At 67.8% G+C, this 25,984-nt stretch carries 23 protein-coding genes; 16 read left to right on the forward strand and 7 right to left on the reverse strand.

All coding sequences use genetic code 11. The annotated features are described in order from the left end of the window. The first annotated feature begins 33 nt into the window (after positions 1-33). Positions 34-2,304, forward strand: coding sequence for a TonB-dependent receptor (locus E5790_RS08600; protein ID WP_049408885.1), 2,271 nt, complete (start codon positions 34-36; stop codon positions 2,302-2,304). Positions 2,305-2,436: 132 nt separating this feature from the next. On the opposite strand, the gene E5790_RS08605 is transcribed toward E5790_RS08600, so the two are convergent. Then, entirely contained in the window at positions 2,437-3,276 is an 840-nt protein-coding gene (locus E5790_RS08605; RefSeq protein ID WP_049408886.1) for a phosphatase PAP2 family protein, read from the reverse strand. Positions 3,277-3,534: 258 nt separating this feature from the next. Here E5790_RS08605 and E5790_RS08610 point away from each other — a divergent pair, with 258 nt between their 5' ends. Both E5790_RS08610 and E5790_RS08615 read left to right on the forward strand, forming a co-directional pair. Continuing rightward, positions 3,535-4,413, forward strand: coding sequence for a hypothetical protein (locus E5790_RS08610; RefSeq protein ID WP_032962353.1), 879 nt, complete (start codon positions 3,535-3,537; stop codon positions 4,411-4,413). 11 nt (positions 4,414-4,424) lie between these two features. After that, positions 4,425-5,627, forward strand: a complete 1,203-nt coding sequence (locus E5790_RS08615) for a DUF4785 domain-containing protein (protein ID WP_111205512.1) — start codon at positions 4,425-4,427, stop codon at positions 5,625-5,627. 130 nt (positions 5,628-5,757) lie between these two features. Here E5790_RS08615 and E5790_RS08620 read toward each other — a convergent pair whose 3' ends face one another. Further along, entirely contained in the window at positions 5,758-6,579 is an 822-nt protein-coding gene (locus E5790_RS08620) for an ATP-binding cassette domain-containing protein (protein ID WP_032962356.1), read from the reverse strand. Positions 6,580-6,730: 151 nt separating this feature from the next. On the opposite strand from E5790_RS08620, the gene E5790_RS08625 reads away from it, so the two are divergent. The 5 genes from E5790_RS08625 (at position 6,731) to E5790_RS08645 (ending at position 11,878) form a co-directional block, all read left to right on the forward strand. Beyond that, the gene (locus E5790_RS08625) at positions 6,731-7,933 is read left to right on the forward strand and encodes a fatty acid desaturase (protein ID WP_014645436.1); all 1,203 of its coding nucleotides are present in this window, start codon (positions 6,731-6,733) and stop codon (positions 7,931-7,933) included. Further along, on the forward strand, positions 7,930-8,262 hold the full coding sequence (locus tag E5790_RS08630; RefSeq protein ID WP_014645437.1) for a hypothetical protein: 333 nt from the start codon (positions 7,930-7,932) through the stop codon (positions 8,260-8,262). The genes E5790_RS08625 and E5790_RS08630 overlap by 4 nt, the downstream gene beginning before the upstream one ends. A 198-nt stretch (positions 8,263-8,460) precedes the next feature. Continuing rightward, entirely contained in the window at positions 8,461-9,279 is an 819-nt protein-coding gene (locus tag E5790_RS08635; RefSeq protein ID WP_014645438.1) for a hypothetical protein, read from the forward strand. Positions 9,280-9,355: 76 nt separating this feature from the next. After that, positions 9,356-10,168, forward strand: coding sequence for a bifunctional DNA-formamidopyrimidine glycosylase/DNA-(apurinic or apyrimidinic site) lyase (mutM, locus tag E5790_RS08640; RefSeq protein WP_014645439.1), 813 nt, complete (start codon positions 9,356-9,358; stop codon positions 10,166-10,168). A gap of 105 nt (positions 10,169-10,273) precedes the next feature. Further along, the gene (locus E5790_RS08645) at positions 10,274-11,878 is read left to right on the forward strand and encodes a glucan biosynthesis protein D (protein WP_046427647.1); all 1,605 of its coding nucleotides are present in this window, start codon (positions 10,274-10,276) and stop codon (positions 11,876-11,878) included. 541 nt (positions 11,879-12,419) lie between these two features. On the opposite strand, the gene E5790_RS08650 is transcribed toward E5790_RS08645, so the two are convergent. From E5790_RS08650 to E5790_RS08660, 3 genes are read right to left on the reverse strand one after another with little or no spacing between them, the layout of a single operon-like run. Then, positions 12,420-13,040, reverse strand: a complete 621-nt coding sequence (locus E5790_RS08650) for a thymidine kinase (protein WP_008264720.1) — start codon at positions 13,038-13,040, stop codon at positions 12,420-12,422. Positions 13,041-13,049: 9 nt separating this feature from the next. After that, the gene (locus tag E5790_RS08655) at positions 13,050-13,778 is read right to left on the reverse strand and encodes a sel1 repeat family protein (RefSeq protein ID WP_100450849.1); all 729 of its coding nucleotides are present in this window, start codon (positions 13,776-13,778) and stop codon (positions 13,050-13,052) included. Between the two features lie 39 nt (positions 13,779-13,817). Further along, a complete protein-coding gene (locus E5790_RS08660) occupies positions 13,818-14,489 on the reverse strand; it encodes an SEL1-like repeat protein (protein WP_014645443.1) in 672 nt (223 codons plus the stop codon). Positions 14,490-14,588: 99 nt separating this feature from the next. On the opposite strand from E5790_RS08660, the gene E5790_RS08665 reads away from it, so the two are divergent. Continuing rightward, positions 14,589-16,565, forward strand: a complete 1,977-nt coding sequence (locus E5790_RS08665; RefSeq protein WP_111205506.1) for a UvrD-helicase domain-containing protein — start codon at positions 14,589-14,591, stop codon at positions 16,563-16,565. An 84-nt stretch (positions 16,566-16,649) separates the two neighbouring features. Beyond that, positions 16,650-17,174: a GNAT family N-acetyltransferase gene (locus E5790_RS08670; RefSeq protein WP_111205507.1), complete on the forward strand. Its 525-nt coding sequence runs from the start codon at positions 16,650-16,652 to the stop codon at positions 17,172-17,174. A 131-nt stretch (positions 17,175-17,305) separates the two neighbouring features. On the opposite strand, the gene E5790_RS08675 is transcribed toward E5790_RS08670, so the two are convergent. Beyond that, positions 17,306-17,956, reverse strand: a complete 651-nt coding sequence (locus E5790_RS08675) for a DUF480 domain-containing protein (protein WP_046427683.1) — start codon at positions 17,954-17,956, stop codon at positions 17,306-17,308. 101 nt (positions 17,957-18,057) lie between these two features. Here E5790_RS08675 and E5790_RS08680 point away from each other — a divergent pair, with 101 nt between their 5' ends. The 5 genes from E5790_RS08680 to plsB all read left to right on the forward strand — a co-directional run bounded on the left by E5790_RS08680 (position 18,058) and on the right by plsB (position 24,649). Beyond that, positions 18,058-18,981 (forward strand): 5'-nucleotidase, lipoprotein e(P4) family, encoded by a 924-nt coding sequence (locus tag E5790_RS08680; RefSeq protein ID WP_049408507.1) that lies wholly within the window; start codon positions 18,058-18,060, stop codon positions 18,979-18,981. Continuing rightward, positions 18,978-19,703, forward strand: a complete 726-nt coding sequence (pyrF, locus tag E5790_RS08685; RefSeq protein WP_111205508.1) for an orotidine-5'-phosphate decarboxylase — start codon at positions 18,978-18,980, stop codon at positions 19,701-19,703. The genes E5790_RS08680 and pyrF overlap by 4 nt, the downstream gene beginning before the upstream one ends. Before the next feature lie 218 nt (positions 19,704-19,921). After that, positions 19,922-20,743: a serine protease gene (locus tag E5790_RS08690; RefSeq protein ID WP_111205509.1), complete on the forward strand. Its 822-nt coding sequence runs from the start codon at positions 19,922-19,924 to the stop codon at positions 20,741-20,743. A 316-nt stretch (positions 20,744-21,059) separates the two neighbouring features. Continuing rightward, complete coding sequence (locus E5790_RS08695; protein ID WP_111205510.1) at positions 21,060-22,013, forward strand: hypothetical protein; 954 nt, start codon at positions 21,060-21,062, stop codon at positions 22,011-22,013. After that, positions 22,013-24,649, forward strand: a complete 2,637-nt coding sequence (gene plsB / locus E5790_RS08700) for a glycerol-3-phosphate 1-O-acyltransferase PlsB (protein WP_032962379.1) — start codon at positions 22,013-22,015, stop codon at positions 24,647-24,649. Before E5790_RS08695 ends, plsB begins: the two co-directional genes overlap by 1 nt. Positions 24,650-24,736: 87 nt before the next feature. Here the strand turns inward: plsB and E5790_RS08705 are convergent, their stop codons facing one another. Then, positions 24,737-24,940, reverse strand: coding sequence for a YdcH family protein (locus E5790_RS08705; protein WP_032962381.1), 204 nt, complete (start codon positions 24,938-24,940; stop codon positions 24,737-24,739). A 91-nt stretch (positions 24,941-25,031) separates the two neighbouring features. Here E5790_RS08705 and ttcA point away from each other — a divergent pair, with 91 nt between their 5' ends. Then, positions 25,032-25,952, forward strand: a complete 921-nt coding sequence (gene ttcA, locus E5790_RS08710) for a tRNA 2-thiocytidine(32) synthetase TtcA (protein ID WP_014645455.1) — start codon at positions 25,032-25,034, stop codon at positions 25,950-25,952. Positions 25,953-25,984 lie beyond the last annotated feature (32 nt).

Genomic DNA, 25,984 nt, shown 5'->3' on the forward strand with positions numbered 1-25,984 from the left:
GTTTTACCACCCCTCCAAACACAGCCTACCGCCATGTCCCCGACCCGCACTTCCCGTGGCCGATTTCCGGTCGCGCGCCCCCTCGTTGCCGCTCTTTCCGCCCTGCTGCCGCTGGTAGCAGCCGCCCAGGAAACCCCCGCTGCCAAGGATCCGGTTGCCCTCGACGCCCTGCAGGTGACCGCGCAGCGCCGTGTCGAGAACGCCAAGGACGTGCCGGTCGCGCTCTCCGCGATCCAGGGCGAGAAGCTGGATGTGCTCGGTTCGGCCGGCGATGACATCCGTTTCCTGGCCGCACGCGTGCCCAGCCTCAACATCGAGTCGTCCTACGGCCGTGCCTTCCCGCGCTTTTACATCCGCGGCCTGGGCAACACCGACTTCGACCTCAATGCGTCGCAGCCGGTGTCGCTGGTGTACGACGATGTGGTGCAGGAAAGCCCGCTGCTGAAGGGCTTCCCGCTGTTCGACCTGGCCAACGTGGAAGTGCTGCGTGGTCCGCAGGGCACGCTGTTCGGCCGCAACACCCCGGCCGGCGTGGTCAAGTTCGATTCGGCGCGTCCGTCGCAGGATGCCGATGGCTACATCCGCGTCGGCTACGGCAGCTACAACAGCTGGAACGTACAGGGCGCCTACGGCGGCCCGCTGACCGATCGCTGGTCGGCACGCGTCTCGGCGATCTACCAGCGCCGCGATGACTGGGTCGACAACACCCGCGTCGGCGCTCCCAACAGTGGCTTCGAAGGCTATGACGAAGCCGCCGGCCGCGTGCAGTTCCTGTACGAAGGCGATGACTTCGAAGCGCTGTTCAACCTGCACAAGCGCAAGCTCAATGGCACCGCCCGCCTGTTCCGCGCCAACATCATCGAGAAGGGTGGCAACTCGCTGGTCGAGAACTTCGACCGCGACAAGGTGGCCAACGACGGCGTCAACTTCTCCGACCTGAAGACCTGGGGTGGCAGCGCGCGCCTGCAGTGGAACCTCGGCTCGGTGACGCTGCACTCGATCACCGGCTACGAAACCGCCGAATCGCTCAACCGCGGTGACATTGACGGTGGCTACGGCGCGGCGTTCCTTGGCGCCGGCAACTACGGCCCCGGCCTGATTCCGTTCTCGTCGGAGTCGGCTGACGGCCTGCCGCATCACCGCCAGTGGACGCAGGAAGTCCGCATCGAGTCCAACGAGTGGGGCCGCTTCGACTGGCAGGCCGGCGTCTTCTACTTCGATGAAGACGTGACCATCAACAACTTCAACTACGACTCGCTGGCCCCGGGCAATCCGCAGACCGGCCACGTGGTGCAGAACCAGCGCAACAAGGCCTGGGCGGTGTTCGCCTCGGGTGACTTCGATGTCACCGACCGCTTCAAGCTGCGTGCCGGCGTGCGCTACACCCAGGACAAGAAGGACTTCAGCGCCAGCGTGCTGCAGGCCGTTCCGTTCGGCACCCCGGTCAGTGGCCCGTACCTGGCCAACACCGACGTCAACGACGTCAGCTGGGACCTCAGCGGCGTCTACAAGCTGACCGACGACATCAACGCCTATGCCCGTGTGGCCAAGGGCTTCCGCGCGCCGTCGATCCAGGGCCGCCTGGCCTTCGCGCCAGGCCTGTCGCAGGCCGATTCGGAGAAGGTGATCTCGTACGAGGCCGGCATCAAGGCCGACCTGTTCGAGCGCCGCGCGCGCCTGGGCCTGAGCGTGTTCCGCTACAACGTCGATGGCCAGCAGCTGATCGCGGTGGGCGGCAGCAACAACACCGCCACCCTGCTCAACGCCGACAAGACCATCGGCCAGGGCGTCGAGCTGGACCTGGAGGCCTACCTGGCCGACAACGTCCTGCTGACCTTCGGCAGCAGCTACAACGACACCGAGATCAAGGACAAGAACCTGGCGGTGGCGATCTGCGGCGGTGGCTGCACCATCACCGACCCGACTACGGTGATCAACGGCCAGACCTATGCGCTGGTGAACGGCAACCCGCTGCCGCAGGCGCCGAAGTGGATCCACAACGCGACCCTGCGCGTGGGCTTCCCGCTCAGCGATGGCAGCGAGCTGTACGCCTACACCGACTGGGCCTACCGCAGTGCGGTGAACTTCTTCATCTACGAGTCGCCGGAATTCCGCGGCCGCAGTTCGCTGGAAGGCGGCCTGCGCCTGGGCTACAACTGGGATTACGGCCAGTACGACGTGGCGGTGTTCGGTCGCAACCTGACCAACCAGACCCGCGTGGTCGGCGCGATCGACTTCAACAACCTGACCGGCTTCCTCAACGAGCCGCGTACCTGGGGCGTGGAGTTCACCGCGAAGTTCTGATGCGGTGGTTGCGTTGATGCAATGCAGAAGGGCCGGCGCAATGCCGGCCCTTCTGTTTCCTGCTTCGTGTAGAGCCGAGCCTGCGCTCGGCTGCTCTGAGCCGAGCATGGCTCGGCTCTACAGAGGCGTGGCCTACAGCGCGCTCTGCGGGCGCACCTTCAGCACCGCATTCTCGGTGGCGCAGTCGCGGCTGGAGTGCCGACCGGCCTTGCGCGCCGCCTCGATCTCCTTGCGTGCGGCCAGCAGGTCCTTGTTGAAGGCAGCGTTGTCATGCAGGCGGGCCACGGCGGCCGCGCCCATGAAGCGGCCTTCGAGGATGTCGCTCTGCCAGTGCACGTTGCACACCAGGCGGCTCTCGCCGTAGTTGCGGCCGCGGGCCTGGATGGCATCGGCGCGGTCCGGCGCGATCTCCGACAGGATCAGGGCCCAGGCCCAGCCGATCGAGGTGTGGCCGGACGGATAGGAACCGTTCTTGCGCAGGCCGTCCTCGTCCTTCGGCGAGCAGGTCGGCTCACCGTTGACCATGAACGGGCGCGGGCGCTGGTAGTGGTTCTTGGCCGCCTTGGTGGCGGCGCTGGCGTCGATCCGGCTGCGCTCCAGCAGTCGGTACAGCGCCGGGGTCTTCACTGCATCGACGTCGATGTCGGCGGCGCAGGAGAAGTGGTTGGCGCCTTCGGGGAAGCCGAGTTCCGCATCGACGCCGGCCTGGGCGAAGCGCGGGCTGCCACGCAGCGCGCGGGCTTCACGGCTGACCTGTTCGTCCAGGGCGAGGGCGGCCGAACCGGCCGCCGGTGGTGCCGGCACCAGGTCCAGGCTGGCCGGAACCGCGCTCGTGTCCAGATAGCCCACCGCCTTGGTGGTGATGTTGGCTTCGACGGCGGTCGGCTTGCTGGCGGTGGCTGCGCAGCCAGCCAGGACCGCGACAACGGTGAGACCGAGCAGTGGGCGGGCGGTGTGGGAAATCAGCGACATGGACGGCTCCAGAGGAAAAACATCGCGTCATGATCGCAGCCCGTATGCGACACCGCAGTGGCCATCGGTCATACGGCCAGACCCGGCATGGTCATCGGGGCAGTATGAAAAACGTCATCGAGTGTCGTCAGTCTCCTGAATCCGGGCGCAGCGCACGGACTTTCACGCGCCTGCGCCGCGAGCATCGACACAACGGGGTCGAGAGGCCGTCCAGTTCCAGCCGGGTCGGGGGGATCCACTGACAGAGGGAGAGAAGCGATGCGCAGCACCGCAACAGGAAGTACCGTCCTGGCCCTGCTCCTCGGGCTGGCAACCGCCCCGGCGCAGGCCGCCGACGTGGTCGGCGTGGCCTTCGTGCATGGCACCGGCGCGCAGACCAATGCCACCCAGGACTACTGGCAGCCGGCGATCATCGACACCGTGCGCCAGGGTCTGCCGAACAGCAGCAACTACGTCGTCATCAACTGTGACTTCACCCAGTACATGTGGAAACCGGAAGCGGCCGGTTGCCTGGCCAACCAGCTGACCGGCTTCATCGACAGCCGTGGCATCACCCAGCTGGTGGTGATCACCCACTCCAACGGCGGCAACGTGATGCGCTGGATCCTGTCCAACCCGACCTACGACAGCCGCTATCCGAAGATCATCCGCACGGTGCGCAAGGTCAATGCGCTGGCTCCGTCCTCGGCCGGTACACCGCTGGCCGATGCAGTGCTCAACGGCAATACCTTCGAAACGTCGCTGGGCTGGCTGCTGGGCTACAAGAACGACGCGGTACGCCAGCAGCAGGTGGCAAGCATGGCCACCTACAACGCGCAGAACCTGTACGGCACGGCCGGTCGCCCGGCGCTGCCCAAACCGTTCCGTGCGGTGGTCGGCAGCGATGTGGAATCGGCGGTGTGGGACAGCAACAGTTACTGCGGTGGCTACGCCGCCAATGTCGGCCTGGAGTTCACCCAGAACTGGCTGTCGTCCTGCTCCGATGGCTTCCTGGAGTGCAGCAGCCAGAAGGCTGCCGGCACCACCTGGTTCACCGACAAGGCACGCACCCAGGGCGCCGAACCACTCAGCCACAACCAGAGCCGGCGCGAGTGCTTCGGCCTCGGCACCCTGCTGCGCAACGACCTGAACCAGTGAGGGAGATGACCATGACGAACCATTCCACCCTGCTGGCCAGTGCTTTGCTGGCCGTGCTGTCCCTTTCCGCAGCGCAGGCCGCGCAGCCGCTGCAGGCCGCCCGCGCGGGCGATCAGGTGCCTGCCGCACTGGTGGCCGCGCCGCTGCCCGCCGATGAAAGCGAGCACGCGCCGCTGTCCTTTGCCTGGGCGCTGGACCCGGCACAACCGCTGCAGGCGGCCACGCCGTATGCCTCGGTCAGCCGCAGCTACTGGCAGCAGGTCGATGGCACGCAGCTGCAACGCGGCCTGGACCTGCCGCTGACGGCGCCCGATGCGGTGATCCAGCTGAGCCCGGCCGCAGGTGCCCGCGCGCTGCCGGCCAACACCCTGCAGGTGCGCGACCCGGCCGGCCGCAGCAGCGTGGCCCGCAGTGTCGATGCGCGCGCGCTGCAGGATGCCGGCATGCCGGTGAGTGATGGCAGCAGCATGCTGCGCACCGGCGCGACCAGTTCGGCCGGTGCGTACACGCTGCAGAGCACGCAGGCGCAGGGCCGCTATGTGGTGCAGGTGCTTGAGCCGAACAGCCCGCTGCGGCTGGAAGTGCAGGCCAACCAGGCGCAGGTGCTGGCTGGTGGCAACGTGCAGCTGCAGGCACGCCTGCTGGAAGACGGCGCCACCACCGCGCAGCTGGCATCGCGCCGTGGCGGCCTGGGCGGTGAAGCCCTGCTGGTCGCACCGGATGGCCGCAGCTGGCCGCAGCGCCTGCTGCGCACCACCGACGGCAGCCTGCGCGCGCAGGTGCGCATCCCCGCCGATCTCGGCAGCGTGCAGGGGCTGTGGGAACTGCAGGTGTTCGCCCAGGCCGATGGCGTGCTGCGCGACGGCAAGGTGGCTTTCGCGGTGGCACGGCCGACCGCGCGCTTCAGTGGCCAGGCGGCACCGAACCCGTCCAGCCGCCAGGTGGCACTGCCGCTGCAGGTGGCCGCCGCTGGCCGCTACGAAGCACGCGGCACGCTGTACGCCACGGCCCGCGATGGCCAGTTGAAGCCGGTCGCGCAGGCACATGCGGCGGCGTGGTTTGATGGCCCCGGTGCAGGCCAGCTGGTGCTGCCGTTCGACCAGGCCGCATTGCCGGCCGGTTTCGGTGCGCCGTACGAACTGCGCGACCTGCAGCTGCAGGACCAGAGCCGGATGGCACCGATCGAGTCGCGCGCGCTGGCGTTGCGGTTCTGAGCACGGCGGTGGCGGGCCGGGATATCCGGCCCGCTGCATTGCATCCTGTAGAGCCGAGCCGATGCCCGGCTGCTGTTTGTCGTGATCAGGAGCAGCCGAGCATCGGCTCGGCTCTACAGTGGCATGTCGATCACCCCGCGTACGCGGTCAGCCGGCCTTCCTGCTCGCATACGGTGATCGCGCCGCCGAACACCGCCGACAGCGGTTCGTTGCGCAGCAGCTCGGCGCGGGTGCCGTCGGCCAGTACGCGACCATCGCGCAGCAGCACCACGCGCTCGATCTCGGGAATGATCTCTTCGATGTGGTGGGTCACCAGCACCAGGGTGATGCCCTGCTGCGCCAGCACCCGCATGGTCGCCACCAGCTGCTCGCGGGCGACCAGGTCCAGCCCGGTGGAGGGTTCGTCCAGCAGCAGTGCCTGCGGTCGATTGACCAGCGCGCGGGCGATCAGCACGCGGCGGGTCTCGCCGGCCGACAGCTCGGCATAGGCGCGCTCGCGCAGCGTCAGGGCGCCGGTCATCGCCAGCGTTTCACCGACGCGTGCACGCATGTCGGCGGTCACCTCGCGGAAGGCCGGCACCACGTAGCTGGCGAAGAAGCCGGACAGCACCGCCTGTTCCACGGTCAGGCCGGGCATGTCGGCCAGGTTGCTGCTGAGGTCGCCGGTGACGATGCCCAGCTGCGAGCGCAGCCGGTCCACCTGCCAGCGATTCTGGCCCAGCACCTTCACCGCCACCGTGCCGTCGCCCTGCGCCAGTGGATACAGTTCGCGGGTGATCAGCTTGATGAAGGTGGATTTGCCGCAGCCGTTGGGGCCGAGCAGGGCGGTGTGCTGGCCCTGCGCGATGCGCAGGCTGAGCCCGTGCAGCACCTTCACCTGGCCGCGCACCACGGTGGCGCGGTCCAGTTCGATCAAGGGGGGCAGCTCCGCGACGGGCGGGGCGGCGGTCATGGCGCTGGCGCGTGGATCAAGGCTCGACAACTCAGGTCCCCAACTGTGAACGGTGCCACGGATGGCGATGCGATACATCGCCGCAGGGATGCAGTTTGCAACGCAAGCGGCCATCATGTCTGCCATCCCCGCGTCGATCCGGAGAGCCGTCATGCCTGATGCCCTGATGTCCCTGTTGACCGGTGGTGTGCTCGGCCTGGGGTGGTGGGCCATGCTGGCAGTGCTCCTGGTCTTCACCCAGATCACCATCTTCTCGGTGACCCTGTACCTGCACCGCAGCCAGGCCCATCGCGGGGTCGATTTCCACCCGGCGCTGGCCCACGTGTTCCGTTTCTGGCTGTGGCTGACCACCTCGATGATCACCCGCGAGTGGGTGGCCATCCATCGCAAGCACCACGCCAAGGTGGAGACCGAGGACGACCCGCACAGCCCGGTCACCCGCGGCATCGGCAGGGTGTTCTGGCACGGCGTGGAGCTGTACCGGGAGGCACGCGGCATGCGCGCGGACATCGAACAGTACGGGCGCGGTACCCCGGACGATGCGATCGAGCGCCACCTGTATACCCCGCACGCCACGCTGGGCCCGGTGCTGCTGCTGGTGATCAACAGCGTGCTGTTCGGCCTGCCCGGCGTGGCCCTGTGGGCGATCCAGATGGCATGGATCCCGTTCTGGGCGGCCGGCGTGGTCAACGGCCTGGGCCACTGGTGGGGCTACCGCAACTACGAGTCTGCCGATACCTCCACCAATCTCACGCCGTGGGGGTTCTGGATCGGTGGCGAGGAGCTGCACAACAATCATCATGCCTTCCCCAGCTCGGCGCGCTTCGCGATGCGGCGCTGGGAATTCGACATCGGCTGGAGTGCGATCCGCCTGCTGCAGGCGCTGCGCCTGGCCAAGGTGCTGCGGGTGGCACCGGCCATGGACGTGCGTCCGAACATCGCCGTGCCCGATGCCGAGACCCTTAAGGCGCTGCTGTCGCACCGCTTCCAGGCGATGACGGACTACCAGCGCAATGTGTTCATGCCGGCCCTGCGCGAGGAAGCCGCCCAGGCCGGAGCCAAGCTGCGCCGCCTGCTGCCGCGCCGGCTGCGCCGTGGACTGGTCAACGATGGTCGCTGGCTGAAGCCGGACAGCCGTGCCCAGCTCAGCGCATGGGTGGCACAGCGCCCGCGCATCCGCACCCTGGTCGAGTACCGCGCGCGGCTGGCGGCGTTGCTGGAAGCCCGAGGCCACGATGCCGCCGAGCGCCTGCACCAGTTGCAGGCGTGGTGCCGCGAGGCCGAGGAAAGCGGTATCGCGGCGTTGCAGGCCTACGCCGCACGCTTGAAGGGCTACAGCCTGGTGGGCGCGTGAGGGCAGGGTACGGGCTTCTGCTGGCGGCACTGCTGCCGGGCGCGGCGCTGGCCCAGGTCACCGACACCGCCAGCTATCTGCAGCGGATGGACAGCGATGGCGACGGCAGGGTCAGCGAGGCCGAGTACGTGCAGTGGATGCTGTATGCCTTCGACCGCATGGACCGCAACGGTGATGGTGTGCTGACGGCCGAGGAGCTGCCCGGTGGCAAGGGCAGGGCGATCAGCCGCGAGCAGCAGCGGCAGGTGATCGTGCAGCGCTTCCACAAGCAGGATGCCAACGGTGATGGTTTCCTGGATGCGCGCGAACTGGCGGCGCCTCCGCGCTAAAGATTCCCGGCGTGCTGCCGATGGTGGGTTCGACGCGATCCCGGGTACCGGTCGATCCGCACGGGTAAGGCGATCTGGCATGTCGACCGCGATGGATCGCGGTAGGGGGAAGGACATGGAAGGGAGTGCGGTGCCATTGCGATGATCGATGCCGAACGGAATCGCCTGCACTGGCCCGACACGACCCAAGGATCCCCCATGAAATCGAACCCACCCCTGCTGGCGGCCGCGCTGCTCGGCAGCCTCGTCATCGCCTCGCCTGTGCTGGCCAATGAGCCACCCCCGACCGCCCCGTCCGACACGGCGACGGCTGCAGACGTTCCCGCCGCTGATGCCGGCGTTGTCGCCGCCGTGGCGGAGCTGCCTGCCTGGGAAAGCCGGGTGCCGGTGAGCGTAAAGCTGCAGATGGGCGCGGATGGCCAGCCAGTCGGCGACAAGACGCTGCGCCTGGTGCAGCGTTCCACCACCGGCAAGCTGGTGGCCGCGCAGGTTGCCGTGTCATTGTTTTCCGGCACGCTCGGCGGCAGCTCGTTCAAGAAGGACCAGCTGAAGGGAACCCGGGTGGAGACCGTTCCGAACCCGGCCTTCGGTTACCTGCAGGACCAGGTGCGCATGCGCCTGGCCGAGTACTTCACCGCGCATCCGGGCGCTGTGCCGGCAGAGGTACGGCCGGTGCAGATCACCGCCGATGGCTTCACCCTGATCTACAAGGAACTGGGCGATGCCGATACTCAGTACGAGCTGCGCCAGACCCAGCACGTCGGCTTCCCGTATACCCGCAAGCTGTTGCGCCTGGTCGGTGGCGAAGGCGTGCAGTGCCAGGTCGACGCACCGGTGGCCGCACCCCTGGAAGCCTGGCAGGCCGACGACTATGCGTTGGTCAAGCAGACGGCCGAGCGCTACAGCGACCAGTGCCTGGCCCGGTTCGTGGAAACGCTGCCGTCGCTGTTCCCGGACCGTTCCGCCGCTGCGGCACCGGTTCCGGCGGAGCCTGTGCGCGCCGGCCAGGGCGCCTGACACCGGTCGATGCCGGGGATCATTCCCCGGCATCGACGGCCAGGTGCCGGCCGCAGAGCGGGGATAGAATCCCTGCATGCCTGAACTGCCCGAAGTCGAAACCACCCGCCGCGGCCTGGCGCCGCACCTGCAGGGCCGCCGCGTGCATGGCGTGATCCTGCGCCGCGCCGACCTGCGCTGGCCGATTCCACCGGAAGTGGCCGAGCTGCTGCCGGGGCAGCGCATCGAGGACATCCGCCGGCGCGCCAAGTACCTGCTGCTGGATACCGCCATCGGCAGCGCGGTGCTGCACCTGGGCATGTCCGGCAGCCTGCGCGTGCTGCCCGGTGACACACCGCTGCGCGCCCACGACCATGTGGATATCAGTCTGGACAACGGCCGCCTGCTGCGCTTCAACGACCCGCGCCGATTCGGCAGCCTGCTCTGGCAGCCCGCCGGTGAGATCCACCCGCTGCTGCAGGGGCTGGGCCCGGAGCCACTGGACGAGGGATTCGACGGCGACTACCTGTTTGCGCGCAGCCGTGGCCGCAGTGCGCCGGTGAAGACCTTCCTGATGGACCAGGCGGTGGTGGTGGGCGTGGGCAACATCTACGCCGCCGAGAGCCTGTTCAAGGCCGGCATCAGTCCGCTGCGCGAGGCTGGGAAGATCTCGCGCGAACGCTACCAGCGGCTGGCCGACGCGGTGAAGGAGATCCTGGGCTATGCCATCACCCGTGGCGGCACCACCCTGCGCGATTTCATCAGCCCCGATGGCGCGCCGGGCTACTTCGAACAGGAACTGCTGGTGTACGGCCGTGACGGGCTGCCCTGCCCGAACTGTGGCCGCGCGCTGAAGCACGCCACCATCGGCCAGCGCGCCAGCGTCTGGTGCAGCCACTGCCAGCGCTGAGCCGGCAGCCAGCGGCAGCTGAACGGGCAGGGCGCGTCTCCGCTACCCGTTAACGTTTGTCTGCCTATGATGGCCGACCTTCCTCCCTGTGCCTGACGCGCCTGCATGCAACGACGCGACTTCATCCGCAATGCCTCCCTCGCCCTGGCTGCATTCGGCCTGCCGTCCCTGCCCGCGTGCGCGGCCAGCAGAAGCGGCCAGATGGGCCTGCGCCGCCTCGGCCAGCCGCAACCGTTCGACTTCGCTACCCTGAAGGGCCAGGCGCGCGCGCTGGCGCAGGCGCCCTACAAGAGCCACAAGCGGGTGCTGCCGGGCCGTCTGGAAGGACTGGACTGGGACCAGTACCAGTCGATCGGCTACCGCCAGGACCATGCGCTGTGGGCCGACCAGCCCGGCAAGTTCCAGGCCAAGTTCTTCCACCTGGGCCTGTACTTCCATTCGCCGGTGCGCATGTTCGACGTGGTCGACGGCAAGGCGCAGGAGCTGGCCTATGACGGCGCGGCGTTCAACTACGGCAAGAGCGGCATCAAGGATGGCGAGCTGCCGGCCGACCTCGGCTTCGCCGGCTTCCGCCTGAACACCCGCAAGGACACTGACCGCGACTTCGCCGCCTTCCTCGGCGCCAGCTACTTCCGCGCGGTCGGCAAGGAAGGCCAGTACGGCCAGTCCGCGCGCGGCCTGGCGATCGACACCGGGATGGGCAAGCCGGAGGAATTCCCGGATTTCATCGCCTACTACCTGGAACAGCCATCGGCTGATTCGGACACGATCGTGGTCTACGGCCTGCTGGATTCACCCAGCGTGGCTGGCGCCTATCGCTTCGCGATCACCAATGGCGACGTGCTGCTGATGGACATCGACAGCGCGCTGTACCCGCGCAAGCCGATCGAGCGGCTCGGCATCGCACCGTGCACCAGCATGTACCAGGTGGGCGAGAACGACCGCCGCATGGCATGGGACTGGCGCCCGGAGATCCACGATACCGATGGCCTGTCGCTGTGGACCGGCGCTGGCGAATGGATCTGGCGGCCGCTGCTGAACCCGCGCAACCTGCGCTTCAACATGTTCGTGGACCGCAACCCGCGCGGCTTCGGCCTGCTGCAGCGCGACCGCAACTTCGACCATTACCAGGACGACGGCGTGTTCTACGAGAAGCGCCCGTGCCTGTGGGTGGAGCCGAAGGGCGAATGGGGCGAGGGCTCGGTGCAGCTGGTGGAGATTCCCACCGTGGACGAGACGTTCGACAACATCGTGGCGTTCTGGAACCCGAAGGATAAGCCGCAGCCGGGCCAGGAGCTGCTGGTCGGCTACCGCCTGTACTGGGGCGCCGAACCGCCGGCGCGCCCGCCGCTGGCGCACTGCGTGGCCAGCCGCACCGGCCTGGGCGGTGTGGTCGGCAAGAAGCGCGAGTACTTCAGCTGGCGCTTCGCGGTGGACTTCGAAGGGGGCGAGCTGGCCAGCCTGATCGACAAGGGTGAGGTCGAGGCGGTGGTGGAAGCCAGCCGTGGCCGGGTCGAGATCGTGTCGGCGCGCCCGCTGCGCGAGATCAACGGCTATCGCGCGATGTTCGACCTGGTGCCGCCGGAAGGCAGTACCGAGCAGATCGACATCCGCCTGTTCCTGCGCAGTGGCGGCAAGACGCTTACGGAAACCTGGCTGTACCAGTACACCCCGCCGCCGGCGGGCGCGCCGGAGCGCACGCTGTACTAAGAGGGGTTGGGTTTGCAGGGCTTGCAGCCCTGCACCTGCAGAGGCCAGAGCAACAGCAACAGCCGAAGCAGACGCTGGTTTCCTGAGGGTAGGCGGGGTGGGTCCGGTGGCGGGAGACGCCGTAAACCCTTCCCTGGGGGCTTGGCCGCGGCATCCTTGCCGCGAACACTCCCGCCACCGGACCCACCCCGCCTTCGACAGATCGCCGCGATCTGTCGGAATTGCTCATGGGGTCAGATCCGTTTTACGAAGGAAAACGGATCTGACCCCGGAATTTCATTCGATATCTGACAGATGTGTCGACCAAGGTCGACACCTACCAACAGCCGCGGCCAACTGTCAGAGGTGGGGCGGTGTCGGAGTGCGGGGTGTCAGCCGCATGGATGCGGCTGCCAAGCTTACAGGGACGTACTTGCAGCGTCCCCGCAGTCCGACACCGCCCCGCCATCACACGCAATGCCAGCTCTTGCTGTTGCTGTTGCCGGCCAGCGGCCGGCACTACCGCGGGTGCAGGGCTGCAAGCCCTGCAAAAGAACACCCCTTACAGCGGCAGGGGCGCCTGCGCCGGATCGATCCGTCCTTCGCCGCGGGTGATCTTCTTGAACTCCGCACGGCTGACCGACACGTAGCGGTCGTTGCCACCGATCTCCACCTGCGGGCCATCCTGCACGGCGTGGCCATGCTCGTCCACGCGCACGGTCATGGTCGCCTTCTTGCCGCTGTGGCAGATGGTCTTGATCTCCTGCATCTCGTCGGCCCAGGCCAGCAGGTACTGGCTGCCTTCGAACAGCTCCCCGCGGAAGTCGGTACGCAGGCCGTAGCACAGCACCGGAATGCGCAGCTGGTCGACTACCTCGCTGAGCTGCCAGACCTGGGCCCGGGTCAGGAACTGCGCCTCGTCCACCAGCACGCAGCCCATCGGGCCGTTGGCCGCCAGATCCTGCTCCACCCAGCGCTGCAGGTCGGTGTCACGGTCGAAGGCCATGCCATCGGCGCGCAGGCCGATCCGCGAGGCGACCACGCCGGCGCCGGCACGGTCGTCCAGGCGTGGGGTCAGGATCGCCACCCGCATGCCGCGCTCGCGGTAGTTGTGTGCGCTCTGCAGCAGGGTAGTGGTCTTGCCGGCGTTCATCGCCGAGTAGTAGAAGTAGAGCTTGGCCATCGGCCAATTCTAGTCGCCCCCCGGCCCGCCGTCGCGGATCTGCTGCGGCGCACCGATCTCGATGCTGGGCGCAAGCGCTGGCCGCCAGTAGTTGTCCTGCAGGCACCAGTAGTCGGCGGCCTTCCAGTAGTCGTTGTCGTAGACGATGTTGCCTGGCGTTGCGATGCCCTGCTCGTCGCCGCGGCGCTGCACGACGACCAGGGCCGAGCTCACGTAGCCGACGCGGCTGCCGGTGATCTGCCGGCGCCCGTCGCTGAGCGCCCTTTCCATGCGGGGCTTGGCTACGCGGTCGCCATAGTCGGCGTATACCTGTTGGCCGCGCTCGATCGCCTGTGCCTGCTGCAGCGGATCAAGGCGTGCCCAGTAGTGTTCCCGCAGGACCAGGAAGTCGTGGTACATGCGCTCGGCGGCCAGGTCCATCCAGATGTAGGCCATCACCGGGTCCGGCGCAGTGCCGATACCCTCCTGGTACAGCCTTGCCACCATTGCCTGGGAGAACTTGTCGGCGTAGCGTGCCGAGCGTTTGTAGTAGACCAGGGCCCTGGCGGGCTGTTTATCCTGTTCGGCCCGTTGGGCCATGCTTCGCCAGAAGAGGTCCGGGTGCGAATCGAAAAACCCTCCGGTCAGGACGGTGGGCGGAATCCGTCGCGGGGCCTCAACCGGACATTCCTTTGCGGCGACGGCAGTGGCCGTCGACAGAAGCAGCAACAGGCAGAGTGGAGCGTGTTTCGCCTTCATGATCGCCCTCCTGGCCATGGCCATGGAAAAAAACCAACGTCATCGCCCCGACTTCGCCAACGCCTCGTCCTGCCATTGCCGGTAGGCCACCGGATCCCAGTAACGGGCCAGCTGGTGCTTCTCCGGTTGCAGCACGCGCGGCCCGGCATCGCCGCGGCCCTGGCTGCGCATGGCGCCGCTCCAGCCGGCGCGGCTGCCGGTCTGCTGCATGCTGCCGGCGCGCAGTTCGCGTTCCAGCCGCGGTGTGGCGGCGGGGTCACCGAACTCGGCGTACAGCGCGCGGCCCTCGCGCACCGCGCGCTCGCGTTCGTCGGCGGACAGCGCCTCCCAGAAGCGTTCGCGCTGCACCACCAGCCACTCGGTGCCGCGCTCGGCCGCCAGGTCCATCCACGCGTAGCCCAGGGCGCGGTCAGCCGGGCCGCCTTGCCCGTTCCAGAGCATGTCGGCCAGCGCTGCCTGTGACAGCTTGTCGCCGTAGCGCGCGGCATTGCGGAAGTCGATGCGGGCTTCTTCGTGGCGGCCCCGTTCGCGGGCCTGCATGCCGAGCCCACGGAAGCGCAGGTCCGGATGGTAGACGAGGAACTCGTGCGACTGCAGCACGATCGCTTCATAGGCATCCGTGCGCGGCGGCGGGCCGGACCCGGCCGCAGGCAGGGCCAGCAGGCCGAGCAGGGCGGCCGCAAGCGGACGGGCGATGACAGTCGGGGACATGGACCACGCTCCTGTGTTCCGGTGCCGATTCAATACCTTACGGGCGGGCGCCATGCAAGTCAGGTGGGCCTGCCGGCACCCCGCTACAATCCTGTCCCCATGCACGGTCTGAATCCTCCCCAAGCTGCCGCGGTCCTGCACATCGAAGGCCCGTTGCTGGTGCTCGCCGGCGCCGGCAGCGGCAAGACGCGCGTGATCGTGGAGAAGATTGCCCACCTGATCGGCTGTGGCCGCTACCCGGCCCGCCGCATCGCCGCGATCACCTTCACCAACAAGTCGGCCAAGGAAATGCGCGAGCGTGTGGCCAAGCGCCTGCGCGAGCAGGACGCCGACGAGGTGACCATCTGCACCTTCCATGCGCTGGGCCTGAAGTTCCTGCAGATCGAACATGCCGCCGTGGGCCTGAAGCGTGGCTTCTCGATCTTCGATGCCGATGATGCCGCTGCGCAGATCAAGGACCTGATGTACGGGGCCAAGCCCGACGACATCGAGGACATGAAGAACCTGGTGTCGCGCGCCAAGAACGCCGGCCTGTCGCCCGAGCAGGCGATGGCCGCCGCGCGCAGCAACCGCGAGAAGGAAGCGGCCAGCGTCTACGAGCGCTACCAGCTGCGCCTGACGGCGTTCAATGCGGTCGACTTCGATGACCTGATCCGTTTGCCGGTGCAGATCCTGGAGGAAAATCCGGAGATCGCGCTGGCCTGGCGCGAGCGCATCGGCTACCTGCTGGTGGACGAATGCCAGGATACCAACGACGCGCAGTACCGGCTGCTCAAGCAGCTGGCCGGCGACAAGGGCAACTTCACCTGCGTCGGCGACGATGACCAGTCGATCTACGCCTGGCGCGGCGCCAACCCGGAAAACCTGCAGCAGATGGGGCGTGATTACCCCGCGCTGGAAATCATCAAGCTGGAGCAGAACTACCGCTGCTCCAACCGCGTGCTGCGCGCCGCCAACGCGCTGATCGCCAACAATCCGCATGAGCACCTGAAGAAGCTGTGGAGCGACCAGGCCGACGGCGAACGCATCCGTGTTTGGGAATGCCGCAACAGCGAACATGAAGCGGAGAAGGTCGCCGCCGAGATCGCCTTCGTGGCGCAATCGCGCAACGTGCCGTGGAGTGACTTCTGCATCCTGTTCCGCGGCAACTTCCAGTCGCGCCCGCTGGAAAAGGCGATGCAGCTACTGCGCATTCCCTATCACCTGACCGGCGGCACCATGTTCCTGGAGCGCCAGGAAGTGAAGGACACGCTGGCGTGGCTGCGCCTGCTGGTGAACCCGGACGACGACACCGCGTTCATGCGTGCGGTGCAGTCACCCAAGCGCGATGTCGGTGCCGGCACGCTGGCCAGGCTGGCCGAACTGGCGCAGGAGAAAGACATGCCGATGGCGCAGGCCGCCGAGGCGATCGGCGCCCTGCAGCAGTTGCCGCCGCGTGCGGCCAACAGCCTGGCGCGTTTCACCGACATCCTGCGCGACCTGCGTGCGCAGATGCGCCAGGTCAGTTCCGGCGACATGATCCGCAAGGTGGCCAAGGAGTCCGGCCTGCTCAGCGAACTTCGCCAGCAGGCCAAGGAAGAAGCCAGTTACCAGCGCCGTGCCAACAACATCGAGGAACTGGCGCAGTGGTTCGAGGGCGGCCCGCGCGGTGCCACTGCGGCCGACCTGGCCGGACAGCTGGCGCTGCTGTCGCGCAGCGACAAGGACGAGGGCGGCAACCAGGTGCGCATGATGACCATGCATGCCTCCAAGGGCCTGGAGTTCCCGTACGTGTTCATCGTCGGCTGCGAGGACGGCGTGCTGCCGCACCAGGTCAGCCTGGACGAGGGCAACCTGCAGGAAGAACGTCGCCTGCTGTACGTGGGCATCACCCGCGCCAAGATCCAGCTGTGGATGAGTTACAGCAAGCTCACGCGCAAGTTTGGCGAGCACGTGCGGCTGAAGCCGAGCCGGTTCTTCGATGAGATCCCGGCCGAGGAGATCCAGCGCGATGGTGCGGACCCGGTGGCCGATGCGGCGCGGAAGAAGGAGCGGGCGAGTGCCGGGTTGGCGGCGATCGAGGCGTTGTTCGATTGACCGGGGCCGGACCGCTTCCCGATGGGAAGGGATCCGATCCCAGCTCACGGCTCTACAATCGGTTTTTCCATTGGAGGTCTGCGCGTGCATCCGATTGAAAGTGAACGCCTGCGCCTGCGTGCGATCGAACCTGATCGCGATGCGGAGCCGATGCTGGCGCTGTTGAACGATCCGGGTTTCCTGCGCTTCATCGGCGACCGTGATGTGCGCAGTGAGGCGCAGGCGCGGGAGTACATCGCGCTGCGGGTACTACACAGCTATGCGTTGAACGGGTTCGGCATGTATGCCATCGAGCGCTTGTCCGATGGTGCCTGGCTGGGCAACGCCGGGCTGGTGCGGCGTGATGGCCTGCCGGGGCCGGATATCGGCTATGCGGTGCTTTCGGAATTTGCCGGGCAGGGCTATGCCGGCGAGGCGGCGCGGGCAGTGTTCGCGCATGCACGCGGAGCGCTGGGCCTGCACGATCTGTATGGCATCACCGACCTGGACAACGTGGTGTCCGGAAAGATCCTGCTGGGCCTGGGCATGCAGGAACGCGGGGTGATCCAGCTGCCGGGCGTGGACAGCCCGAGCCGGCTGTATGCCACGCCGGGCGCGGCCGAGGTTTGATCATGGTGGGTGCCGACCGTTGGTCTGCACTGTATCGGCAGGACATCCGGTAGTGCCGGCCGCTGGCCGGCAACCCGGGATAGCACTGGGGTCAGAGCCCGCCTTGCGGGATCCGACCCCAGTAGATTGCTTCAGACGCGCAGTTCGGCCAGCTGTGCCTGCAGCTCGGCCACGGCCGCTTCCAGCTGGGCCACGCGCTCGGCCAGGCCCGGGTCGGCCGCATCGCTGCTGCCGCTGCTGCTGGCGTACTTCGCCGCCAGCGCCGCGCCATCCACCTCGCCGCACAGCAGGTGCATGTAGCGGTCTTCGCGCTGGCCACTGGCACGCGGCAGCACCACCAGCAGGGCACGCTGCTGCAGGCGCTCGATGGCATGGCGGGCTTCGTCGGTGTCGGCGAAGCGGTGCAGGCGCTCGCTGCGCGTGACCAGCTCGCCCAGCGTCTGTGGACCGCGCAGCAGCAGCAGCGCCAGCAGCACGGTCTGCTGCCGGGTCAGGTCCAGCGCGGCCTGCAGGCGGTGTTCGTAGCGATCGGCGCGCGAGGAGAAGTGCTGGCGGGCCAGGCCCAACGCCTCCAGCTGGCGCAGCGCGTGCTGCACGCTGCCAGCGTCCACGTTCATCACCGGCTCGCGCGCGGTCTTCTGGTTGGCCGCCGATTGGGCCGCGTTGACCGTCAGCGGGTAGGTGTCCGGGGTGGTCGCCTCCTTCTCCACCAGGCAGCCCAGCAGGCGGGCCTGCACGGCGTCGAGCAGGGGGACGTCAGGGGTCTGGGCGGAATCGGTCATGGCGGCCTCCGGAAGGGCAACGGGTCAACCGCCAAGCATAGCCGTCCCGGGGCCGGCTTTGCCGGTAAAATGCGCCGGTATATCTGATTGCCGGTGAATCCATGCGTCGTCCCGTTTCCCTGTCCCTGATCCTGCTCGCCACTGCGGCGCTGGGCCTGTCCGCCTGCAAGCGCGTGGAGGCGCCCGCCGCCGAAGCCGCGGCCCCGCAGGCGCCCGCTGCCGCCGCCAAGGCCGACGGCGCGCTCGATGCCACCGCCAACGACAACCTCAACGCAGTGCTGTGGATGCAGCGCGCGCAGGAGTACAGGGCGATCACCGAGCAGACCTACCGCGCCGCCGCCGACCACCTGGATGCGGCGTTGAAGGAAGCCCACTGGGATGCGCTGGTGCCGGAAGAGCGCGGCAACGACGCCAAGGGCCTGAAGCCGGCCGTGGTGCTGGACGTGGACGAGACCGTGCTGGACAACTCGCCCTACCAGGCGCGCCTGGTGCGCGACGGCAAGGAATACGACGAACTGACCTGGGACCAGTGGGTAGCCGAAAAGAAGGCCAAGGCGATCCCGGGCGTGGTCGACTTCGCCAAGGCCGCCAATGCCAAGGGCGTGACCCTGCTCTACATCTCCAACCGCGCCGTGCACCTGAAGGACGCGACCCTGGCCAACCTGCGCGAGCAGGGCCTGCCGGTGGCCGACGACAGCGTGTTCCTTGGCCTGGGCACGGTGGTGCCGGGCTGCGAGCAGGCCGGCAGCGAGAAGAACTGCCGCCGCCGCCTGGCAGGGCAGAAGTACCGCGTGCTGATGCAGTTCGGCGACCAGCTGGGTGACTTCGTCGAAGTGACCGCCAACACCAACGACGGCCGTGACGCGCTGCTGCAGCAGTACCACGACTGGTTCGGCGAGCGCTGGTGGATGCTGCCGAACCCGACCTACGGCGGCTTCGAGCCGGCGCAGTTCAACAACGACTACAGCCAGTCGCGCCAGGCCCGCCACGACGCCAAGCGCGCCGCCTTGGACTACGCCCCGTGAGCCGCGCACCGCTGCCGTTGCGCGCCGATGAGCGCCTGATCTTCGCGCTGGACGTGCCTGATCGCGCGCAGGCACTGGACTGGGTCGATCGCCTTGGTGACAGCGTGGCGTTCTACAAGATCGGCATGGAACTGCTGGCCTCCGGCGAGTACTTCCAGGTGCTGGATGAGCTGGCCCGCCGCGACAAGCGCGTGTTCGTCGACCTGAAGTTCTTCGACATCCCGGCGACCGCTGCAGCGGTGATCAAGCGCCTGTCGCAGTGGCCGGTCAGCTACGCCACCATCCATGGCTGGCACCCGGCGATGATGGAGGCCTGCGCGGCCGCCAACAGCAGCGACATGCGCCTGCTGGCGGTGACCGTGCTGACCTCGATGGGGCGCGCCGATCTGGCGCAGATGGGCGTCGACCGCGAGCCGGTGGACGTGGTGGTCGAACGCGCGTTGGCCGCCCAGGCAGCGGGCGTCGATGGCGTGATCGCCTCGGGCCAGGAGGCTGCACCGATCCGTGCCGCGACCGGTAGCGGGTTCTCGATCGTCTGTCCGGGCATCCGTCCCGGTGGTCCGGTCGGCGATGACCAGAAGCGCACCGTTGGCGTGGCCCAGGCCTTCGCCGATGGCGCCGACGCCATCGTGGTCGGACGCCCGATCCGCCTGGCGGCTGATCCGCAGGCCGCTGCGCGGGCAATCCAGCAGGAAATCGCGTCGGCTCTGGCTGCACGCTGAGCCCACCGCTGACGCCGGTCACGCCGGCACCACGAACGCCATTCCGATCCATGCGGGATGGCTTTCGCAATTGTTGGCCTGCGACTGTCGCAGGCAGCGCATTGCACCGAAACTGTGCGCGCGTTCGCGCTGCAGGCTTCATCCCTGCTTCCCAATCGATGCACCGGCACGGACCGCGGCCGCGCCGGTTCCAACCATTGATAGAGGAGTACAGGGATATGTATCGCAGCACCTCTTTGTTCATCGGCCTGTTGTTGGCCGCGTCCGCCGTACCCGCCTTCGCTGCGCCACAGGTGCGCGAAGCACCGCGCATCATCGGCGGTGAAGCAGCGCCGGCTGGCGAGTACCCGTTCATGGTCAGCATCCAGGGCATCTTCGACGGCGATTCGGATCATGGCCGCCACTTCTGCGGGGGCACCCTCATCTCGCCTTCGTGGGTGCTGACCGCCGCGCACTGCATGCAGGAGGAAGCGCCGGGCGGCATCGCCGTCGTCGGCAACGCCGCGGCCCTGTCCACCGAAGCCTCGCCCCGCGCCTCCAACGTCAAGGCGATCCACGTCCATCCGGCATTCAACAGCGGCAACTCGCTGGAGCACGACGTGGCCCTGATCCAGCTCAACGCCCCCCTGGACGGTGCACAGCCGGTGGCGCTGCGGCTGCGGCCCGACGCCAGTTATCTCAAGCCGGGCCGCGAATTCACCGTGATCGGCTGGGGCGACACCGACATCGGCGATGGCCGGGTCTACCCGACCCAGCTGCAGACCGTGCAGGTGCCGTTCGTGGCATTCGATGAATGCCAGCAGGCCTACGGCGGGGAACTGTCGCGCGGCAAGGTGATCTGCGCCGGCCGCGAGGGCATCGACAGCTGCCAGGGGGACTCCGGCGGGCCGCTGCTGCTGCGCCTGCGTGAGGGCTGGACCCAGTTCGGCATCGTCAGCTGGGGCGAGGGCTGCGCGCTGGCCGGCTATCCGGGGATTTATGCCCGAATCGCCGAAAAACACGCCGTAGATTTCATTGAATCCGTCTGGCAGCACGATTGATTCAATAAAATCAAATACATACATGGTATTACGTGAAGTGTTGCCTTAACTTGAAGGGCAGCGTAGGATCGCCGCCATCCGGTCCTCGGACCGGACATGTGCCACAACACTGTCCTCCGGCCCCGTGCCGGTTTGAAGAGCCTGTGATCCCCGTGATCCGGGCTCTTTTTTTATCCCGCTGGTGGTTCTGGGGTCAGATCCCTTCTGCCTGCCGGCAGAAGGGATCTGACCCCCTTGGTTGGAAACGTGACCGCACGGCTTGCCGCTGTCACGTCGCAGGCCGCAAGATGCGGGCCGGTCCGGGGAGTCCGAGTGCATGAGCGTGGCGGTGCGAGGAAGGTCTGCGCGTGGATGGGGGCTGGCGGCCATGCTGCTGCTGGCCGTTGCGGCATGCCGCGAGTCTGTGAACGATCCGGCCAGGCCGGCGGCCGAGCCGGTGGCTGCGGTGCAGGCGATGGCGTTGCGCCTGGCCGAAGATGATCTGGTCGGCTACGCAAAGCTGTCGGTACCGCCAGGCCAGTATCAGCGGCTGCAGCAGGCCTGGGCGGAGGGACACAGCCAGTGGCCGCTGACCGAGCTGCCGCTGGGGGACCAGCTGCTGCCGATGCTGGCCGCGCTGCGCAAGCCCGATGCCAGCACCGAACTGCAGCGCAGCTTCGACCGCCAGCTGGCCGGCCAGGCCAGCGCCGTGCGCCAGGCCGCGCAGTCGATGGGCAATTTCGGGGTGCAGTACCTGCGCCATCAGAAGGGCTACACGCCCGGCCAGCAGGCCCATTACATCGCCCTGGTCGAAACCCTTGCCGTTTGGGCGCAGGGCGCGCCTATCAGTGACCGCGCCCGTGCACGCAGCACCATCGCCGCGCTGGTCGGCGCGGCCGGCAAGGTCGGCTTCGATGACGAGGCTGGCCTGCAGGCGGCTGGCATGGAGGGCAGCCTCCAGCAGCTGGCGCCGTTCATCCACACCCTCAAGGCGGTGCTTGGCAGCTACGGGCTGGGCGTGGATGACGCGCTTCGCAGCGTACGGGGCGAGCTGCTCTCGGTGGAAGGCGACAATGCGCTGGTACGCCTGCACTACGACCTGGCCGGCCGCGAGATGAGCCTGCAGCTGCCACTGAGCCGGCGCGACGGCCACTGGTACCTGACCCGTACCCTGGCCGACACCGACGCGCTGCTGCGCAAGGCCGACGCGGCCCGCGCGGCTGCGTCGCCGGCAGCCGCTGAAGCCCCCGCCGAAGGTGGGGAAGCGGCAACGCCGCCGCCTAAGCCATAATGGCGCCGATGTCGAAACAGAACCCGCTGCCGTTCCCCGGCGAAGAATCCCAGTCGACGCCCGCCGATACGGTGCCGGCGTCCCCCTCGACCGGTACCGGCCCGAACCCGGTACCGCCGCCCGCGCACGCGCGTCCGGCCGGCCGCCGCCCGCTGTGGGCTCGCCTGCTCGGCCGCCTGGTCGAGCCGTGGCTGTCGCTGAAGATCGAACCGGAAGACCCGGGCCAGTACAACGATGGCCGCCCGGTCATGTACGTGCTGGAAGACTACGGCCTGTCCAACGCGCTGATCCTGGACAAGGCCTGCCGCCAGGCCGGCCTGCCGTCGCCGCTGGTGCCGCTGGCCGGTGACCCGACCGGCCGCAAGCGCGCCTACCTGGCGCTGTCGCGGCGCAGCTCCAGCAACTCGCTGATTCCCGAGCAGCGCGGCGCCAAGACTCACTCCGACTCGCTGGCCAAGGTCCTGCAGGCGCACCGCGTGCGCGATGACCTGGACGTGCACCTGGTGCCGGTGTCGATCTTCGTCGGCCGCGCCCCGGACAAGCAGAGCGGTTGGTTCGCGGTGCTGTTCTCGGAAAACTGGGCACTGGTCGGCCGCTTCCGTCGCCTGCTGGCGGTGCTGCTCAACGGCCGCAGCACCATCGTCCGCTTCGCCCCGCCGATCTCCCTGCGCAACACCGTGGATGAAGGCCTGGAGCCGGAGCGCACGGTGCGCAAGCTGCAGCGCGTGCTGCGTACGCACTTCCGACGCATCCGTGAATCGGTGATCGGCCCCGACCTGTCGACCCGGCGCCTGCTGGTGGACCAGGTGCTGGCCGCCGAGCCGGTACGCGAAGCGATCGCCGCACAGGCCAAGCGCGACAACTCAAAGCCGGCCGATGCCTGGAAGAAGGCACACGCCTACGCCTGGGAAATCGCTGCGGACTATTCCAGCCCGGTAGTGCGCTCGGCCAGCTTCATGCTCAGCCACGTGTGGAACCGCATCTATGCGGGCGTGCTGGTGCACCACCTGGACAAGTTCAAGGCCGCCGCGCCGGGGCACGAAGTGGTCTACGTGCCCAGCCACCGCAGCCACATGGACTACCTGCTGCTGTCCTACCTGCTGTACGACCGTGGCATCGTGCCGCCGCACATCGTGGCCGGCATCAACCTGAACCTGCCGGTGGTCGGCACCCTGCTGCGCAAGGGCGGTGCATTCTTCATCCGCCGCTCGATCCGTGGCAACGCGCTGTACTCGGCGGTGCTCAGCGAATACGTCGCGCAGCTGGTGGCCGGCGGCTACTCGCTGGAGTACTTCGTCGAAGGCGGCCGCTCGCGTACCGGCCGGCTGCTGCAGCCCAAGGGCGGCATGATCTCGATGACGCTGCGCGCGTTCCTGCGCCAGCCGCGCAAGCCGGTGCTGTTCCAGCCCATCTACATCGGCTACGAGAAGCTGATGGAAGGCGGCAGCTACCTGGACGAACTGTCCGGCCGGCCGAAGGAAAAGGAATCGATCTGGTCGCTGCTGTGGGGCATCCCCAAGGTGCTCAAGCAGAACTATGGCCAGGTGGTGGTGAACTTCGGCGAGCCGATCGCGCTGAACGACGTGCTGGCCGAGAAGGCGCCGGAGTGGAAGGGCGAGGCGGTGTCCGAGGACGAAAAGCCGGCCTGGCTGTCGACCACGGTGGACACGCTGGCCGAACGCATCCAGGTGCGCATCAATGGCGCCGCCGACGTCAACCCGATCAACCTGCTGGCGCTGGCCCTGCTGTCCACGCCGAAGCACGCGATGGGCGAGGCCGACCTGATCGCGCAGATCGAACTGTGCAAGACCCTGCTGGTCGAGATGCCGTACTCGGACCGGGTGACGGTGACGCCGCACTCGCCGGAGCGGATCATCGCCCACGCCGAGGAAATCAACGTCCTCACCCGCATCAAGCACCCGCTGGGCGATGTGCTCAGCGTCAGTGGCGACACCGCAGTGCTGCTGAGCTACTTCCGCAACAACGTGGTGCACCTGTTCACCGCCTCGTCGTGGGTGGCCTGCTGCTTCCAGAACAACCGCCGCATGAGCCGCACCGGCCTGGTCCAGCTGGGCCGTACGGTGTACCCGTTCCTGCAGGCCGAGCTGTTCCTGCCGTGGAGCGAGGACGAGTTCGCCCAGCGAATCGACCGGACCATCGATGTGTTCGTGCGCGAGGGCCTGCTGCAGAACGTCAACGATGACGACGGCGGCATCCTGGCGCGCAATACCGGGCAGACCGACGAGGTGTTCCGCCTGCGCGCGATCGGCCATTCGCTGCAGCAGGCGTTCGAGCGCTATTACATTGCCATCTCGGTGCTGGTGAAGAACGGCCCCGGCGTGCTCGGCGCTGCCGAGCTGGAAAGCCTGTGCCAGCAGGCCGCGCAGCGGCTGAGCCTGCTCTATGCGCCGGCCGCGCCGGAGTTCTTCGACAAGTCCCTGTTCCGTGGCTTCATCCAGAAGCTGCGCGAACTGCGCCTGGTGTGGCCGGACGAGAACAGCAAGCTGCTGTTCGACGAGCGCCTGGATGCCTGGGCCAAGGATGCCAAGTTCATCCTGGGCCGTGAGCTGCGCCACACCATCGAACGGGTCAGCCCGGAAGCGGCCCGCCCGGACGAGCCTGCGCCGCAGGATTGAAGGCAGCGCCGGCCATGCGGTGGGTGTGGACCTTGGTCCACACCTCCCAGCCGTGCCAACCAAGGTTGGCACCCACCAGGACGGTCTTTAGGCCGGCTCGTCGGGAATCTGCAGGCTTTCCAGCCTGGCGATGCAGTCCTTCAGCTGCAGCTTGCGCCGCTTCAGGCGCTTGGACTCCAGCTCGTCCTCGCCGTTGGCGGCCATGCGGGTGATCTGTTCATCCAGCAGGCGGTGCTCGGCGCGCAGGGCGACGAGGCGCTCGACGATCTCGGCGGGGCTGTAGGTGTCCACAGCCTCCGAGCATACACAGCGATGATGACCGCCGGGAGAGGGGAATCCCGATCCCCGGCCGGGGCGGCTCCGAGCCGTTAGAATGGAACCCATGAGTGCCGTGATTTCCCTTCCCGATCCCCCACCGCGCGCCGCCCGCGATCCGCGCGTGGCCGAGCGCGAGCAGCACAAGCTGGCCAAGCGCCTGCGCCGCCAGGTCGGCGAGGCGATTGCCGACTTCGGCATGATCGAGGCCGGCGACAAGGTCATGGTGTGCCTGTCCGGCGGCAAGGACAGCTACACCCTGCTGGACGTGCTGCTGCAGCTGCAGAAGAAGGCGCCGGTGCCGTTCGAGCTGGTGGCGGTGAACCTGGACCAGAAGCAGCCGGGCTTCCCCGAGCACGTGCTGCCGGAATACCTGGCAGGCCTGGGCGTGCCGTACCACATCATCGAGCAGGACACCTATTCGGTGGTCAGCCGGGTCATCCCGGAAGGCAAGACCATGTGTTCGCTGTGCTCGCGCCTGCGTCGTGGCGCGCTGTACAACTACGCCGAGACCCACGGCTTCACCAAGATCGCGCTGGGCCACCACCGCGACGACATGGTGGCCACGTTCTTCATGAACCTGTTCCACCACGCCAAGCTGTCGGGCATGCCGCCGAAGCTGCGCAGCGACGACGGCAGGCACGTGGTGATCCGGCCGCTGGCCTACGTGCGCGAGAGTGACATCGTCGAGTACGCGCAGGCACGCCGGTTCCCGATCATTCCCTGCAACCTGTGCGGCAGCCAGGAGAACCTGCAGCGCCGCCAGGTCGGCCTGATGCTGAAGCAATGGGAAAAGGACCACCCGGGCCGCATCGAGCAGATCGCGCGCGCCATGGGTGAAGTCCGGCCCTCGCAGCTGGCCGACACCACCCTGTTCGACTTCATGGCGCTGGGCCGTCGCGACGACGCGCCGCTGCCCGACGCCCATGCCTGGCTGGCCGGCTCCCCGGCCGACGCCGACGCAGATCCCGAGACGCCCACCGTTTAAGGTCGGGCGCCCTTCCTCTTCGCCATCCGGAA

Origin of the sequence: Stenotrophomonas sp. PAMC25021, from assembly GCF_004795795.1 — a bacterium.
Classification (GTDB): Bacteria; Pseudomonadota; Gammaproteobacteria; order Xanthomonadales; family Xanthomonadaceae; genus Stenotrophomonas; species Stenotrophomonas muris.

Excerpts from the sequence above, each read along its gene's own strand:
- E5790_RS08600 (WP_049408885.1), top strand. The coding sequence starts at position 34 with ATGTCCCCGACCCGCACTTCCCGTGGCCGATTTCCGGTCGCGCGCCCC.
- E5790_RS08605 (WP_049408886.1), bottom strand. The coding sequence starts at position 3,276 with ATGTCGCTGATTTCCCACACCGCCCGCCCACTGCTCGGTCTCACCGTT.
- E5790_RS08610 (WP_032962353.1), top strand. The coding sequence starts at position 3,535 with ATGCGCAGCACCGCAACAGGAAGTACCGTCCTGGCCCTGCTCCTCGGG.
- E5790_RS08615 (WP_111205512.1), top strand. The coding sequence starts at position 4,425 with ATGACGAACCATTCCACCCTGCTGGCCAGTGCTTTGCTGGCCGTGCTG.
- E5790_RS08620 (WP_032962356.1), bottom strand. The coding sequence starts at position 6,579 with ATGACCGCCGCCCCGCCCGTCGCGGAGCTGCCCCCCTTGATCGAACTG.
- E5790_RS08625 (WP_014645436.1), top strand. The coding sequence starts at position 6,731 with ATGCCTGATGCCCTGATGTCCCTGTTGACCGGTGGTGTGCTCGGCCTG.
- E5790_RS08635 (WP_014645438.1), top strand. The coding sequence starts at position 8,461 with ATGAAATCGAACCCACCCCTGCTGGCGGCCGCGCTGCTCGGCAGCCTC.
- mutM (WP_014645439.1), top strand. The coding sequence starts at position 9,356 with ATGCCTGAACTGCCCGAAGTCGAAACCACCCGCCGCGGCCTGGCGCCG.
- E5790_RS08645 (WP_046427647.1), top strand. The coding sequence starts at position 10,274 with ATGCAACGACGCGACTTCATCCGCAATGCCTCCCTCGCCCTGGCTGCA.
- E5790_RS08650 (WP_008264720.1), bottom strand. The coding sequence starts at position 13,040 with ATGGCCAAGCTCTACTTCTACTACTCGGCGATGAACGCCGGCAAGACC.
- E5790_RS08655 (WP_100450849.1), bottom strand. The coding sequence starts at position 13,778 with ATGAAGGCGAAACACGCTCCACTCTGCCTGTTGCTGCTTCTGTCGACG.
- E5790_RS08660 (WP_014645443.1), bottom strand. The coding sequence starts at position 14,489 with ATGTCCCCGACTGTCATCGCCCGTCCGCTTGCGGCCGCCCTGCTCGGC.
- E5790_RS08665 (WP_111205506.1), top strand. The coding sequence starts at position 14,589 with ATGCACGGTCTGAATCCTCCCCAAGCTGCCGCGGTCCTGCACATCGAA.
- E5790_RS08675 (WP_046427683.1), bottom strand. The coding sequence starts at position 17,956 with ATGACCGATTCCGCCCAGACCCCTGACGTCCCCCTGCTCGACGCCGTG.
- E5790_RS08680 (WP_049408507.1), top strand. The coding sequence starts at position 18,058 with ATGCGTCGTCCCGTTTCCCTGTCCCTGATCCTGCTCGCCACTGCGGCG.
- E5790_RS08690 (WP_111205509.1), top strand. The coding sequence starts at position 19,922 with ATGTATCGCAGCACCTCTTTGTTCATCGGCCTGTTGTTGGCCGCGTCC.
- E5790_RS08695 (WP_111205510.1), top strand. The coding sequence starts at position 21,060 with ATGAGCGTGGCGGTGCGAGGAAGGTCTGCGCGTGGATGGGGGCTGGCG.
- plsB (WP_032962379.1), top strand. The coding sequence starts at position 22,013 with ATGGCGCCGATGTCGAAACAGAACCCGCTGCCGTTCCCCGGCGAAGAA.
- ttcA (WP_014645455.1), top strand. The coding sequence starts at position 25,032 with ATGAGTGCCGTGATTTCCCTTCCCGATCCCCCACCGCGCGCCGCCCGC.